Raw genomic sequence first — 14,109 nt, forward strand, 5'->3', positions numbered from 1 at the left:
GATGGGGCGTTTATCGCATACGCGGCGTCTGTCTATCTGGACCAATGGTGTCCGGGTCGGGACATGGACGATTCCCACACGCGGTGAGATGAGCGTGCAGTATGACGCGGCTTGGGTCAGTGCGGAGATCGGCCGACCGCTGTCGCTTTCCTTGCCGTTTACGCTGGAGAACCTGCCGATCAAAGGGGCGGCTGTCGCCAACTATTTTGATAATCTACTGCCCGATAGTGATGCGATTCGACGCCGGGTGGCCGAACGTTTCCGGACCGGCTCGGTGCATCCCTTTGATCTGTTGAAGGCGATTGGACGCGACTGTGTGGGCGCGGTGCAGCTGCTCGACGAAGATGAGGCACCGGCGGGCTTTGACCGTATTGAAGGCGTAGCGATGTCGGAGGAGGACATCGAGCGCCATCTGATCGAGACCGTTACGCCCCGGCCCGTGATGGCCGGACGCGATGCTGACGCCGATTTTCGGATTTCCTTGGCCGGCGCGCAGGAAAAAACCGCTTTCCTCTGGTGGGATGACCAATGGTTAGCACCACGCAACGCGACGCCAAGCAGTCATATTTTCAAGCTACCACTCGGCCTGATGGGCGGACGCCTGGCGGACTTCCGCACATCGGTGGACAACGAATGGCTATGCTTGCGGCTGCTCAAGGCGTATGGCTTGCCAGTGGCTAACGCACAGATTGCCACGTTTGGCAGCCAACGCGTATTGGTGGTGGAGCGCTTCGACCGGCGCGTTGCGCCTAACGGCCAATGGCTGATGCGCTTGCCGCAGGAAGATTTCTGTCAGGTCGAGGCGTGCTCGCCGTTGCGCAAGTACGAAAGCGAGGGCGGTCCGGGTTTGAAGGCATTGTTTGCCACGTTACGCCAATCGGTGCGCCCTCAAGCCGACATGCAGACCTTGATGGCGGCGCAAGTGCTGTTTTGGTTGCTGCGCGCGCCTGATGGCCACGCCAAAAACTTCAGCATTCAGTTGTTGCCACGCGGGCGCTTTCAGCTGGCGCCGCTTTACGACGTGATGTCCGTCTATCCGGTGCAGGGCAATGGTCCCAACCAATGGTCGCCCCATGATATCAAGCTCGCCATGGCCTTGCTAGGCAAAAACCGGCATTACGCCATGCAGGGTATCCAGCGCCGGCATTTCAACAGTACGGCGCAGCAAGTCGGTTATGGTGCTACGGCGGAACCTTTGATCGAAGCGCTCTTGGCCAGGACTCCAGCGGTCATTGCAGAGGTGACAGCCGATTTGCCGGCGGATTTCTCGCCACACGTCGCCGAAACCGTCCTGCGAGGCCTGGAAAAGGCGGTGCGGGTCTTGGGTGCGGCGGCCGCTTAATACGTTGGTCAGGGCGGGCAGTTGCTGGATTTCTGCCGGAGTGACCACGCGTTCGGCCACGCGCACAAGACGGTCCGATGTGCGGCGTGAGTCGGTAAATTCGCGCCGCCCGCTGTCCCGCCCGCAGCTATTATCCCGCGAACAACCAGTTTAGTCAGCAAATAGGCAGTGCTGAGCCTATGCGTGCTGAAAAAACCGCATGGGTGTCTAGCGTTTGGCAATCGTCGGCATAACGGTTGGCTCTCGCCCGTTTGTTGTTGACGGCCTGTTTCAAGAACCGCCGCCGTGATGGCAATTATGGTCAAATCGGATCCTGTTGCTACAGGCCTTGCGCCACAGGCGTCGCGCCTGAGTTGCTCCCATGACAAAGCGCTGTTTTCTACATCCCGATCCTGCTGGCCGTCCGCCTGGACCTTGGCTGACTGCCTTGCGTTGGCTGCTGCTGGCCTTGGGTGCCTGCCTGATTGCTGGTTTCTTTGTCTGGGGCTGCCTGGCGCTCTGGTACCAGGCGGTGCCGGGATGGCGCTGGGTGGTCATGCCTGTGTGGTTGGCACTGGGGCTGGCGGTATTATGCGTGTTCTGCCGTGGGGCTTGTCGGCGGCGCCGGGCGGCCTGGGTCTATGGCCTGGGGCTCCTGGCTGGCGTGCTCGTGCTGGGATGGTGGGCCAACCTGCGGCCTTCGCATGACCGAGTCTGGGCGGATGATGTCGCCCAGCTGCTGGAGGCCGACATCGACGGCAATCACGTGACCTTGCACAACGTGCGCAATTTCGATTGGCGCAGCGAGACGGATTACACACCGCGCTGGGAAACCCGCGAATACGACTTGGATGAGCTGGTGTCGGGCGATCTGCTGCTGTCCTATTGGATGGGGCCAGCGATTGCGCATACGCTGGTGTCGTTTGGCTTTGCCGATGGCAGGCAATTGGTTTTTTCGCTGGAAATCCGCAAGGAAAGTCATGAGACGTTTTCTGCCATCGCGGGATTTTTCCGGCAATATGAAGCGGTGCTTATCGCTGCGGATGAAAATGATATTGTCCGTGTCCGCACCAATGCGCGCGGCGAAGATGTGCAACTTTATCGGCTGGCATTGACGCCAGCGCAATTGCAGGCGGCGTTTCTTGGCTATGTGCACGAAGCGCAATCCATCCGTTCGACGCCCCGTTTCTACAATACGCTGACGAGCAATTGCACGACGATTGTGGTGGATCTGGCGCGGCAGATCGCTGATGGCCTGCCGCTGGATTACCGGGTGTTGCTGTCCGGGTACTTCGATGAGTATGCCTATGAGTTGGGCGGGCTGACGCCGGGGCTGGATTTCCTCACCTTGCGCCAGGCAGGGAATATTACTGCGCGGGCACGTGCTTTTACCGGTACGCTGGCTGAGTTTCCGGCTGCGATACGCCAGGGGATTCCCGCCATGGCGTCTACAGGCGGGGCGGCGCAATGATGGGCAGGCGCCAGGAAGCAAGTTCGTCCATGGTGGCGCGGCGAGGCCGGATGCGGCTGGCAGCCTGCCGTGGCGCGGTGGTCGCCCTGCTGGCAATGCTGGGCGGTTGCGGGGTACTGCGCGAGTTCCAGCCCTCGGTGAGCATTCAGCCGATGACGGCCAAGGAATATATAGCCTTGCAGCGTGGCGATATCCTGACCAGTGGCAAGTTGAGTGGGCTGACGGCGCAGACCATACGCGTGACAGGCCTGGACCAGGAGGCCTGCGCCGATACCATCACCCATACCTGCATTGATGCCGTCAGGCAGGTGCCCGGCATTAGCGACGAACGCCGCATGTCGGCGTTGTCTGAATTATGGTTGCAGATGGCCATGAGCACTGCCGAGGGGGGTTATGGGGAAGGGATGAACGGGCCTGGCGGCCTGACGCCCTGGATGGAGGCCGCGCGCCATGCCTATGCCTACCTGTTCTTTACGCCGCGCACGCCTGGCGAGCGAGCCTTCGAGGACAGACAGACCCAGGTGCGGGATTGGTACAACTACGCGGTACAGGAAGCCGTGGCCCGTATGTTTGCCGGGCACCGGGGGCAGTCGGCTTCGGCCGGTAATGCCATGACCCGCTTCAAGCTGGATGACTGGGTATTGCAGGTCAGGCTGGCGGTGCGTCTGCCCGAGGGCGTGGAGATGGTGAAGGAGCTGGTGCCAGCCTCTTCGCTCGCATTCCAGGGTTTGAGGGGTATCTACAGGCGGGACGGTTTCGGGGCGGAGCTTGTTGCAGTAATGGATGCGCCGCCGGTTGCACCATCGCTTGCATCATTGCAGCCTGGCGAGGCGGCTGCCCTGTGGGATGAAGCGGGTGCGGACGGCGCCAGCAGGCTGCAAGGTTTGGCGCCCGCTGGTGCTCAGGCGACACGCGGCCGGGCTGGGGGCAGCAAGGCGCAGCGCAGGGTACGGCTGGGTGCGCCGGTGCCCGCGGTGACGCCCGACACTGCGCCGGATACTGCGAATACTGCGCAAGCCGGCGCCCAGGGCAGGTACGCCAATGCCTGGAGCGAAATGCCGTCGCCCAATATCACCGTGGTGTTCCGCTATGCAGGCACGACGCTAGACGAGGTGCTGGCCACACATGAAGTGGATATCAGCGTGCATGATCCACTGGTCGAGCGCGAACTGTCATTCAATGGCCAGCATGTGCCGCTGGCGGGCAACTTTACTGCCGGCTACGGCCTCTGGCTGGCACGTTCGGGATTCAGTCGCCAGTCCCTGCGCAATCTGTTCGGGCGGGAGGACGGCATAGACCGGCCGCATCTCTACATGATGCAACCCTATGACCCGGACCGCCGCATTCTCCTGATGCTGCATGGGCTGGCCAGCAGCCCCGAGGCCTGGGTCAATGTCGCCAATGAAATCATTGGCGACGAAGCGCTGCGTAGCGAGTTTCAGGTCTGGCAGGTCTATTATCCGACCAACCTTCCGCTGATCTTCAACCATGCCGCCATCCGTCGCCTGCTGGAGCGGACCTTGCAGCATTTTGACCCGGAAGGCACGACCACTGCATCCAGCGGCCTGGTTTTGGTCGGGCACAGCATGGGCGGAATGATTTCCCGCATGATGATTTCTTCCGCCGACGAACAGTTATGGGACTGGGCGCTGAAGGAACATCCGATGGAGCCGGCACGCCTCGAGCGCCTGCGGCCCAAAGTAGATCGCATGTTGCGTTTTCAGCCTTTCCCCGGGGTGGAACGGGCGGTCTTCATCGCCGCACCGCATCGTGGCACGCCCGTCGCTGCGCACAGGCTGGTGCGCTGGATCGCCAGCTTCATCCGTCTGCCGCTGACCATTCTCGAGAATTTTGATGATGCGCTGCAGGCGCGGGCGTCCAATGGCACGCTGGCGGGCAGCGGCCCGGCAGGCATGCCGACCAGCATAGATAATCTCAATGAGCAGGACACCTTTGTCCGGGCAGCTGCCGCGCTGCCGCTTTCCAATACTGTGCGCTATCACTCCATCATCGGCCGCCAGCAGGCAGAAGGGCCTTTGGAAGAGACGGACGATGGCGTTGTTCCATATCGGAGCGCCCATCTGCCTGGCGCCGTGTCGGAAAAGGTGATTGTCAGCGGGCACAGCGTGCAGGAGACCGCTGCTGCCATTCTGGAATTGCGGCGCATTTTGCATGAAGATATCCAGGCACGGGAAGCAGGGCATGGGGTGCCCGTACGCACGCCTTTGCCCGTGCAGGAAAGCCAGGCTGAGGCAGCACACGTGAACCCGGCCAGCACGGGTCCTGCCATGGCTGTGCCTGCATCTGCGCCTGAATCTGCAAGTGAAGTGATCCACATCCGCCTGGGGCCGGACTCACCGTAGGCTCAATATGCTGCCCATATTCCGCACACCCGCCACGCGGGACCTGTGGGACATGCGGAACACCGGGCTCCCATGGACAGTGGGCTGCCAGCGGAAGCTGGCATGACGCCGGCAGCCTGTCCGTCAGTCTGGCGGATTGACGGGCAGGCTGCCGGCTCAGTAGCGTTGCAACCAGTAGCCGTAGGACGGTGGCAGTAGCGATGCCGCATGTTCTTGCCCCAGTTCCCGGGCTGCGGCAAAGGCCCAGTGCGGATTGGCCAGGTGGGCCTTGCCGACCTGAACCAGATCCAGCTGTTTTTGGGCAATGGTGCGTTCCGCCAGGGCCGGGTCGTCCAGCCCCCAGGCGCTGGAGACGGGCAGGCCAGCCTCACGCCGCACGCGTTCGGCGACAGGCACCAGAAAGCCACGGCTCTTCCAGGGAATGTGGGTATCCGGTACGGTGAAGCCGACACTGACGCTCAGCAGATCCAGGCCGGCATCTTTGAATTTTCGGGCAAGCACGATAGCGTCGGCCAGGGTTTGTTCGTCGTGGCCATCGTATTCAATGACGCCGAAACGCGCGGTCAGCGGCAGGTGTTCCGGCCATACGGCCCGCACGGCTTCCAGGGTCTCGATCAGGAAGCGGTTGCGGTTGTCTGCATTGCCGCCGTACTGGTCCTGGCGCTGGTTGCTGTGCGGCGAAAAAAAGCTTTGTCCCAGGTAGCCGTGTGCGAAATGCAGTTCCAGCCATTCGAAACCGGCATCACGGGCACGTCGGGCGGCATCGGCGAAATCCTGGCGTACGCGTGCGATGTCATCGGTTGTCATGGCACGTGGCATCTTGGGCAGGTGTTCGCCGAAAGGAATCGCCGATGGGGCGATGGTCTGCCAGCCACGGCGGTCGCCTTCCGGGATGTGATCGTCTCCTTCCCAGGGCAGGTTGGCGCTGGCCTTGCGGCCGGCGTGGGCAATCTGAATGCCCGGAACCGCACCGCCAGCCTTGATGGCGGCGGCAATCGGAGCGAGTGCGGCCGCATGGCGGTCGGACCAGATGCCGGTACAGCCCGGGGTGATACGGCCTTCCGGGGACACCGCGCTGGCTTCGACAATCACCAGCCCGGCGCCGCCGCGTCCCAGCCCGGCGTAATGAACCTGGTGCCAGTCATTCACCAGGCCATCCACGGCCTGGTACTGGCACATGGGCGGCACGACAACACGGTTGCGCAAGGTGACGTCTTTGAGTTGAAACGCTTGGAACAGGGCAGGCATAGGAGCTCCGGGGCGGAGTAGAGGAAGCCGGAACGCAGGCGGGAAGGTCCGGGCTTACGGGTTGGGAATGAATCAGGCGCCGGCGGCAACCAGGGCGGGCAATTCGGCCATGTCCCTGAAGATCCTGCTGGCACCGGCATCCAGCAGGTCCTGGGCCGTGCTATGCCCCAGGCCGCCAGGGCTGTAGCCGAAAACGGTAGCGCCTGCGGCCACGCCTGCCTGAGTACCTGTCACCGTATCCTCGACGACGACGCAGCGCGCAGGGTCCGCACCCAGCATCTTGGCGGCGGCCAGATAGACGTCGGGAAAGGGTTTGTTGCGCGGTTGCTCATGGCCGCTGCAAATGCGTTCCTGAAAGTAATCGAACATGCCGGTCTTGCGCAGTTGCAATTCGACCTTGCGGCGGTCCGCGCCGGAGGCAACGGCAATGCGTCCATCGAGCGCCTGGTGCAAGGTGCGTACTGCCTGGCCGGCCCCCGTGATTTCCACCAGTTCGTTTTCCAGCGCGACGTTGCGTCGCTGCCAGAATTCAGCCAGCCAGGCATCGGTCACTGGCTTGCCGGTATGGGCGCTGATGCGGGCGGATTCGTCGCGCACCGTCTTGCCCGTGAAAATGCGCGAAGCGTCTTCCAGGCTAATGGCCCAGCCTTGCTCTGCCAGCATTTCAGCCAGTACGCGATGAGTGATGGGTTCGGAATCTACGAGTACGCCATCGCAATCAAACAGGATGGCGTCGAAACAGGAATGACAGGTCATGGTAGCGAACAGGCAGAAGGAAGAAGGCGGGCAGAAAATGAAACTGGAAAAACGGGGGCTGACGCGGCGGCGCGGCCCGCATCCATGTTTCCGGTCTGCCGGCGAGAGGAGAAGATGGATTCAAGAATAGCGCATCTGTCTGGCTGGGCTGGCGAAGTCCCTTGGTGGCGGCAGGGCTTCTGCCGCACGCGCATTAATGCGCCACGTGTTCGTAGACGATGCTCAGGCCGACGAGGATCAGGATCACGCCGCCGGCGCATTCGGCCCAGTGGCCGGCCAGGCGCTTGAGAACACGGCCGAGCATGACGCCCAGCGTAACCATGGTCATGGTGGCCAGCCCGATCATGACCGAGGTGGAGACGATGCTGGCGTCGATGAAGGCCAGGCTGACCCCGACGGCCATGGCATCTATGCTGGTGGCCAGGCCTGCCAGCGCCAGCGCCCAGAAGCTTTGGCGGCCACGCCGCACACAGGCCTCGCTGGTGCTCGGTACGGCGGGATGGAAGCTGCGCCAGATCATGTGCATGCCCAGTGCCAGCAGCAGGGCAAAGGCGACCCAATGGTCCCAGCGTTCGATGTAGGGTGCCGCCGCCCGGCCCAGCAGCCAGCCGATCAGCGGGGTAATGGCTTCGACCACGCCAAAAATCAGGCCGACGCGCATGGCTTCGGTCAGGCGGGGTTTATGCAGGGCGGCGCCTTTTCCGACAGCGACGGCAAAGGCGTCGGTGGACATGGCGAGTGCGAGAAGAAGGGTGGAGGCGAAGTTCATTGGGCACCATAGCGTGTGTCGGAAACCAGGACACAACAGACAGGCCCGACGACTACCCGGCTGTTGTGTTCATGGTCTCGCCGAGCGCTATGGCTGCACGCGCCACGGTGATATCACCGAGTATGTTGACGCGTGCGCTTCCTGGGGCGGAAGTAGGCTACTCCCCATTACTGCGGCGGATATTAGCACGGATCATTGCGCTGGCAAGTGATAGCTGCGCTCCCGGTAGGCCCAACTGGGCCAGACCACATGCCCTCGTGCTATATGTGCGAGTTCACTGTCGGTGCTGACGGCTTCCTGACCCTCGGGCGTCCAGCGGTATTGCTGGGGGTCGCGGTTGGGCCGCAGCACCAGCAGCTGGTCGCCGCGCAAGTAGCCATAGTTGTCCCCAAACTGCATGATGGCGCGGCCTGGGCTGCGCACCGTCAGGTCGCTGCCTATCATCGGATGTTCGCTGGAAATGCCGATCAGCGACAGCAGCGTAGGCGGCAGGTCGATCTGGCTGATCAGCCTGTCGTCAGTACGCGGTGCGATGCTGCCGCCGAGGATCAGGGCCGGGATATGGAAGCGTTCTACCGGAATGTCGGTTGCGCCGTAGACGCGGGCATCGTGGTCGGCCACCACGAGGAAAACGGTGTCGTCCCAGTACGGGCGGGTGCGGGCGGTCTCGAAGAAGCGGCCCAGCGCCCAGTCGGCATAACGCACCGTATTTTCCACGGTATCGGGTTCTCCATCGGGGGTGATGCGGCCTTCAGGATATTCCCAGGGCGAATGATTGGAGACAGAGAAGGCCAGGATGAATTCCGGCTTGCCGCGCTGCTGCATCAGCAGGTGGTCCAGTTCCTTGAACATGTCTTCGTCGGACGCGCCCCAGGAGCCAACGAATTCAGGCTTGGTGGAAAAGCGTGGCAGGTCGACGACCTCATCGAAGCCATTGCCCAGGAAAAAGCCGCGCATGTTGTCGAAGTGGGCTTCGCCGCCATACAGGAAACGGGAACCGTAGCCCTGGCGGCCCAGCAGTTCGGCCAGCGTGAAAAAGCCGGTCTGCGCATTGGGCATCTTGACGACGGCTTCGGCCGGAGTGGGCGGGAACCCCGTGGTCAGGGCTTCCAGGCCGCGTACCGAGCGCGTGCCTGTGGCATAGGTACGGGTAAAGAACCAGCCTTCCTGGGCGAGGGCATCAAGCTCAGGCGTCAGGTTCTGGCCGCCCAGGCTGCCGACGAACTGCGCCCCCAGGCTCTCCTCGACGATGAGCACCAGGTTGCGGGGCTTGTCTACGGTGAGGCTGGCTTGCTGCCGGTGCAGCGTGGGAATCGCTGGATTGTCCGGCGTAGCCGGCAGATCAGCGGTGGTGCGTACGATCGCGATGGCCTCTTCGGGCGCCATGTCGCCATAGAGGGATTCCGCCGAGCGCTCATCCTTCATCCGGTAGGCGGCATAGGTCACGCTGTAGAAGGAGTTCAGCGCGAGCGCATTGACCATGGCATCGTTGGCGAAGGCCACAGTGGATGGATTGATGGGGCGGTGCTGTAGCGTGCCTCGAATGGAAATGAAGGCGAGTGCGGCGAACACCACGCTGAGCACGGGACGCCAGCCCCAGGCGCGCCGGGCGTCGGGCAGGGCATTGAGCGGAAACAGCTTGAAGCCTATCCACAACATGGCGGCCACACCGATGATGGCGCCGCCGACACTGAGCTTGTAGCCTGTCCAGAGCATGGACAGCACTTCCTCGGGGTAGACGAGGTAGATGAAGAAGAGGCGATTGGGACGAGTGTCGTATTCAGCCAGGAACTGCGGCGTGGCAGCTTCCATGATGGCCAGCAGCAGCCAGCAGACACGGAACCAGATGGCGGTCCAGCGTGTGGCGCGCGGGCTGTGGCCGAGCCAGGGTGACAGAAACAGGGGCAATGCGGCCAGCATGCCCAGCATCGCCAGGTCGATGCGCAGGCCGCCAAGCCAGATGCGCCAGAAATCCTGGACTGCGCTGACGCGATCCCATTGCCATAGCGCCAGGCCGGTACGGGAAACAAGGAAAAGGATCAGACTGGCGATGAGAAATCGGACGGTCAGTTTCAGCATGAATGCAGGGTCCTGGCTGTTAAGTCGGGAAAGACAGCAAGAGGGGATAGGACACGCCACGCATCACAGAGAATGTGATCGGCATGCAGATACAAACGAAAATAAGAAACAAAAAAATCGCTGGCGGGGATATGTATCGGCCTGGCGAGCGATTTTAGGGTGTTGGATTGTAATGCAGTGAAATAATTCCCGACTTAAGAAAAATATTTTGTCTTTAATCGAAAATAACGATTCAGGCCGTTAAAAATGATGCGTGTGACGAAACGCAACCGGGGCGGTGCAATCGGCGCTTCTAGTGGCCTTGAAAGCCCTGAAAAGCGGGTGCCAACACCTGGGGGACGCCTGCGGGATGCGCTTGCTGGCAGGCAGGTGAGGGGCCGGCGCTGGGGTTTGAGCCAGGTCAAGCGATGGCGCCAGCGGCGAGGTATGCTTGCCGTGACAGTCGGCAGCGGCCGACGCCAAGGATAGGTAGGGAATCATGACCAACGGCACTTTGCTGATTATTTTCGTCGCCAGCATCATTCTGTTCATCTTCGGTTTCGGCCTGCGCGACCGCAATGTTGGGCTGGCCCTGCTGGGCATCAGCCTGATGGGCGTGCTGTTCGCCGCTATCTACAAGGCCTACACAACCTTCAACTGATCACGCCCGCTGGCCGGGCGAATCAGGCAGGCTGTCGCGCCAGGCTCAGGCCTGGCTTTTTTGCGCTTGCGGTGCCTGTGTATTGTTGTCCGGGACGCCCGGGCCTTGCCGGTAGTGTCCTGGTGTGTGGCCGGTCCAGCGACGGAAGGAGCGGTAGAACGTATTGGGATCGTCAAAGCCCAGTTCCAGCGCGATATCCGCAATCGGCTTGTCCGTCATGGCGATGCGCTGGATCGCGATATCGCGCCGCAGGCCGTTCTTGATACCTTGGAAGGTATGACCTTCTTCGCTGAGGCGACGGCAAAGGGTGCGGGAAGACAGCCCCAGCCGCTGGGCCACGATTTCCAACGAGGGCATGTCCGGCAGTGCGGCCGTCAGCACGCGCCTGACTTCCCGGCTGACCAACCCGTGACCCTGGGTCGTATGCAGCCAGTCCAGCGGGGCGCGCGCGAGAAAACTGCGCAGTTCCGGCTTGCGGCGCCGGATGGGCAGCTCCAGGTAGTCGCGTGCAAACGAGAGTTGCGGCCGTTCCTGCTCGAACTGCGGAACCCCATGGAAGAGCTGGATATAGTCCTGCGCGCGTAGCCCGGCGCCAAAAGAGAAATGCAGCAGCGTCAGCGGCAGGTCATCGGCGATCAGCCACGAGGCAATGCCGTGGGTCAGTTTGAGCAGCAGGAACTGGCCGGCCTCGTCCGGCATGCGGTGGCCCTCCGTGGCATGCACACTGATATGCGCCAGGGTGGCGTCGCGCCGCAGGCGCAGGCGGAAATCGTCGAACAGGATGTGAAACAGGTGGGTATAGCGGTGCAGCGCGACCCCCAGGGTTGGCGCGTCCAGCAGGCCCAGCATCAGGAACTTGAGGGTACCGGGCCTGGCCGGGCGCAGGAACAGGCCCAGATGTTCATCCGCCATGTCCGTGGCCAACTGGCGGTAGATCGCGGCCAGCGCCTCGGGCGTCAAGGGGGCTGCCCCGGAAAGATAGGCTTGGGCCATCTCCCGCGCTGCTTCACCCGATAGTGCCGGTGCCTGCAGGAACAGTTGCTCCAGCAGGAAAGGCGAAAGATGAACGGCTAAGGGGTCTGCGCGGTGTGGCATGGAAACGTTGCATGGCGAAGGCTGGTAGCATTGTAGGGCTTTCGAATCATGGCCGGCGTCTGGGGCGGGGGGCGCACCAGCCGCTGGTTGTCAGCCAACTGTGCCTGCACGCTGGCATACGGAAAAATTGCAGGGTAATGGGGGAAATAGGGAAAATGGGGGAAATGGGGGAGAAGGCCGGTCAATGGGTAGACGACAGGCGCCGTTATGGCCTGGTCACCAGAGTGTTGCATGGCGCCATGGCCTTGCTGTTTGCCTGGCAATTCCTGGGCATGGCGATCAAGCTGTCGCAGGGGCGCACCCCGCTGGCGGCTTTTTTTGTCGGCACGCATGCGCCGGTGGGTACCTTGTTGTTGATGCTGCTGGCTGTGCGGCTGATATGGGCGGGTGGCAATCTGCGCCATCGGCCGCCGCAGGGGCAGGGCTGGCAGGCGCTGGCGGCCCGCCTGGGGCACGGCATGCTCTACCTGTTGATGCTGATGGTGCCACTGCTTGCCGGCCTGCGCGCCTATGGTTCAGGCCGGGGGCTGAATGTCTGGGGTTGGCAGGTATTGCCGGCCACTGGCGCGAAGGTTGACTGGATGATGGCACCGGGCAATGCCCTGCATGGCGTACTGGCCTGGTGTCTGCTGGCATTGATCGGCGGCCATATCGCCATGGCACTATGGCATCGCGTGGTATTGCGGGACGGCGTGATGGCGCGCATGTTCGGCCCCTTGCGCTAGCTCGATCCGGGCAATCGGGTGACGGCGTACACGCCTGAAATTGATTGACGGGGGGGATCTTGCCGACACATGCGTGATTTCGTGATGTTGTGACCTCGACCACCGGGGCGGCATTGAAAGCGTCCCGGTGGTCGATGCCTGGCATCAGCCAGGGGGGGGCGGGCAGTCTGTTGGGCTCAGTTTCCCCAGCCTCCCCCAAGCGCCCGTATCAAACCCACGGTTGCCTGTATCCTTTCGCCATCCAGCAGCATCGTCTTGCGCTGCTGTTGCAGCACCGCGCGGTTCGCTTCGATCACGTCCAGGTAGCTGATGGCGCCTTCCACGTACATGACCTGCGATAGCCTGGCTGCGCGTTCCGCCGCTTGCTGCGCGGCATCCTGTGCTTCGGTCTGGCCATGCAGCAGGCGCAGGCTGGCCAGGTGGTCCTCGACTTCACGAAACGCGTTAAGCACGGTCTGGCGGTAGTTGGCCACGTCTTCTTCATAGATGGCCTGGGCGCGGTCCAGGCTGGCCTGGCGGCGGCCGCCATCGAAGATAGGCAGGGAGAGTGCCGTGCCCACCAGTGGTCCCAGCAGGAAAGTACGGCTGGACCATTGCAGCAGGTTGCCCAACTCAGAGGATTCGAAACCGCCGGCTGCCGTGATTTCCAGGCGCGGGAAGAAGGCGGCGCTGGCCACGCCGATACGGGCATTGGCAGCGGCCATGGCGCGTTCGGCAGCAGCGATGTCGGGCCGCCGCTCCAGCAATGTGGAGGGCAGGCCGGCAGGAATGTCGATGATGGTGCGCGCCAGGGGCTGCGCAGGCATATCGAACTCTGCTGGTGCCTGGCCCAGCAGGACGGCCAGCGCATGTTCCGCCGTGCTGCGCTGGCGCTCGATGCCTACCGCTTCGGCACGGGTGGATTCCAGTTCGGTGCGCGAGCGCGCCAGGTCCAGTTCGCCGATATCGCCAGCCTCGTAGCGCTGTTTTATCAGGTCCAGCGAGGCGCGGCGTAAATCGACCGTCTCGCGGTAGATGTGCAACTGGCCATCGAGTTCACGCAACCTGAAGTAGCCGGCGGCGACATCGGCCTGCAGGGCCAGCAGGACGGAGCGGTAGAGCGCTGCGCTTTGCTGGGCATCGGCGTTGGCTGCATCCACTTCCGACGCGACGCGCCCGAACAGGTCGGCTTCATACGCGAGAGATGCCTGCGCTCGCCAGAGTGTGCTGGTACTGGCGGCACCGTCGTCGGCCTGCCCCTGCGAGACAGGGGAGCTACGCTGGCGCAAGGGGCCTGCGCCAGCATCCAGGCTGGGGGCCAGGCTGGCGCGTGCGTCGCGTACCAAGGCGCGTGCCTGTGCCAGCCTGGCCGCTGCGGCGTGCAGGTCCTGGTTGGCTTGCAAGGCCTGGGTTTCCAGGGCATCCAGCGTGGGGTCGTTGAAGATTTTCCACCATTCGCCACGCAGGGCATCATCGGCCGGGCGGGCCGCCTGCCAGGTGCCGCTGGCGTGGCCATCCAGGCCGGCTGCACTTGGGGCCGCTTCCTTGTAGGCTGCCGGCGTGCTGATTTCTGGGCGCTGGTATTGCGGGCCTGTCGCGCACGCTGCCAGCGTCAGCAGCAAGGCGAGCATGGCGGAACCATGGGTAATGGAGGGGCGCATGG

The 14,109-nt window shown here is 62.8% G+C and carries 11 protein-coding genes and 1 riboswitch; of the genes, 5 read left to right on the plus strand and 6 right to left on the minus strand.

The window, feature by feature from the left end; genetic code table 11:
• Position 1 precedes the first annotated feature (1 nt).
• The 3 genes from EV679_RS09015 (at position 2) to EV679_RS09025 (ending at position 5,155) form a co-directional block, all read left to right on the plus strand.
• Positions 2 to 1,342, plus strand: coding sequence for a type II toxin-antitoxin system HipA family toxin (locus EV679_RS09015; RefSeq protein WP_130487008.1), 1,341 nt, complete (start codon positions 2 to 4; stop codon positions 1,340 to 1,342).
• A gap of 361 nt (positions 1,343 to 1,703) precedes the next feature.
• Positions 1,704 to 2,792: an Lnb N-terminal periplasmic domain-containing protein gene (locus tag EV679_RS09020; RefSeq protein ID WP_127774085.1), complete on the plus strand. Its 1,089-nt coding sequence runs from the start codon at positions 1,704 to 1,706 to the stop codon at positions 2,790 to 2,792.
• Complete coding sequence (locus EV679_RS09025) at positions 2,789 to 5,155, plus strand: esterase/lipase family protein (RefSeq protein WP_238591306.1); 2,367 nt, start codon at positions 2,789 to 2,791, stop codon at positions 5,153 to 5,155. The genes EV679_RS09020 and EV679_RS09025 overlap by 4 nt, the downstream gene beginning before the upstream one ends.
• 156 nt (positions 5,156 to 5,311) lie before the next feature.
• Here EV679_RS09025 and EV679_RS09030 read toward each other — a convergent pair whose 3' ends face one another.
• The 4 genes from EV679_RS09030 to EV679_RS09045 all read right to left on the minus strand — a co-directional run bounded on the left by EV679_RS09030 (position 5,312) and on the right by EV679_RS09045 (position 10,007).
• Positions 5,312 to 6,403, minus strand: a complete 1,092-nt coding sequence (locus EV679_RS09030) for an oxidoreductase (RefSeq protein WP_068367896.1) — start codon at positions 6,401 to 6,403, stop codon at positions 5,312 to 5,314.
• Between the two features lie 72 nt (positions 6,404 to 6,475).
• The gene (locus EV679_RS09035; RefSeq protein WP_068367894.1) at positions 6,476 to 7,159 is read right to left on the minus strand and encodes an HAD family hydrolase; all 684 of its coding nucleotides are present in this window, start codon (positions 7,157 to 7,159) and stop codon (positions 6,476 to 6,478) included.
• A 193-nt stretch (positions 7,160 to 7,352) separates the two neighbouring features.
• Positions 7,353 to 7,928 (minus strand): manganese efflux pump MntP, encoded by a 576-nt coding sequence (locus EV679_RS09040; RefSeq protein ID WP_068367892.1) that lies wholly within the window; start codon positions 7,926 to 7,928, stop codon positions 7,353 to 7,355.
• A gap of 5 nt (positions 7,929 to 7,933) precedes the next feature.
• Positions 7,934 to 8,107: riboswitch (yybP-ykoY riboswitch) on the minus strand.
• Between the two features lie 13 nt (positions 8,108 to 8,120).
• Positions 8,121 to 10,007: an LTA synthase family protein gene (locus tag EV679_RS09045; protein WP_068367890.1), complete on the minus strand. Its 1,887-nt coding sequence runs from the start codon at positions 10,005 to 10,007 to the stop codon at positions 8,121 to 8,123.
• Positions 10,008 to 10,485: 478 nt separating this feature from the next.
• Here EV679_RS09045 and EV679_RS17615 point away from each other — a divergent pair, with 478 nt between their 5' ends.
• Entirely contained in the window at positions 10,486 to 10,647 is a 162-nt protein-coding gene (locus EV679_RS17615; RefSeq protein ID WP_165390010.1) for a hypothetical protein, read from the plus strand.
• Positions 10,648 to 10,692: 45 nt separating this feature from the next.
• Here the strand turns inward: EV679_RS17615 and EV679_RS09050 are convergent, their stop codons facing one another.
• Positions 10,693 to 11,742: a helix-turn-helix transcriptional regulator gene (locus tag EV679_RS09050; RefSeq protein WP_130487009.1), complete on the minus strand. Its 1,050-nt coding sequence runs from the start codon at positions 11,740 to 11,742 to the stop codon at positions 10,693 to 10,695.
• A 155-nt stretch (positions 11,743 to 11,897) separates the two neighbouring features.
• Here EV679_RS09050 and EV679_RS09055 point away from each other — a divergent pair, with 155 nt between their 5' ends.
• Positions 11,898 to 12,467 (plus strand): cytochrome b, encoded by a 570-nt coding sequence (locus tag EV679_RS09055; protein WP_205704151.1) that lies wholly within the window; start codon positions 11,898 to 11,900, stop codon positions 12,465 to 12,467.
• Between the two features lie 176 nt (positions 12,468 to 12,643).
• On the opposite strand, the gene EV679_RS09060 is transcribed toward EV679_RS09055, so the two are convergent.
• Entirely contained in the window at positions 12,644 to 14,107 is a 1,464-nt protein-coding gene (locus tag EV679_RS09060; RefSeq protein WP_415777333.1) for an efflux transporter outer membrane subunit, read from the minus strand.
• Positions 14,108 to 14,109 lie beyond the last annotated feature (2 nt).

It is taken from the genome of Kerstersia gyiorum (assembly GCF_004216755.1).
Classification (GTDB): Bacteria; Pseudomonadota; Gammaproteobacteria; order Burkholderiales; family Burkholderiaceae_B; genus Kerstersia; species Kerstersia gyiorum.

Bases quoted from the DNA above. Each gene is read 5' to 3' on its own strand.
- EV679_RS09015 (WP_130487008.1), top strand. From the start codon at position 2: ATGGGGCGTTTATCGCATACGCGGCGTCTGTCTATCTGGACCAATGGT.
- EV679_RS09020 (WP_127774085.1), top strand. From the start codon at position 1,704: ATGACAAAGCGCTGTTTTCTACATCCCGATCCTGCTGGCCGTCCGCCT.
- EV679_RS09025 (WP_238591306.1), top strand. From the start codon at position 2,789: ATGATGGGCAGGCGCCAGGAAGCAAGTTCGTCCATGGTGGCGCGGCGA.
- EV679_RS09030 (WP_068367896.1), bottom strand. From the start codon at position 6,403: ATGCCTGCCCTGTTCCAAGCGTTTCAACTCAAAGACGTCACCTTGCGC.
- EV679_RS09035 (WP_068367894.1), bottom strand. From the start codon at position 7,159: ATGACCTGTCATTCCTGTTTCGACGCCATCCTGTTTGATTGCGATGGC.
- EV679_RS09040 (WP_068367892.1), bottom strand. From the start codon at position 7,928: ATGAACTTCGCCTCCACCCTTCTTCTCGCACTCGCCATGTCCACCGAC.
- EV679_RS09045 (WP_068367890.1), bottom strand. From the start codon at position 10,007: ATGCTGAAACTGACCGTCCGATTTCTCATCGCCAGTCTGATCCTTTTC.
- EV679_RS17615 (WP_165390010.1), top strand. From the start codon at position 10,486: ATGACCAACGGCACTTTGCTGATTATTTTCGTCGCCAGCATCATTCTG.
- EV679_RS09050 (WP_130487009.1), bottom strand. From the start codon at position 11,742: ATGCCACACCGCGCAGACCCCTTAGCCGTTCATCTTTCGCCTTTCCTG.
- EV679_RS09055 (WP_205704151.1), top strand. From the start codon at position 11,898: ATGGGGGAAATGGGGGAGAAGGCCGGTCAATGGGTAGACGACAGGCGC.
- EV679_RS09060 (WP_415777333.1), bottom strand. From the start codon at position 14,107: ATGCGCCCCTCCATTACCCATGGTTCCGCCATGCTCGCCTTGCTGCTG.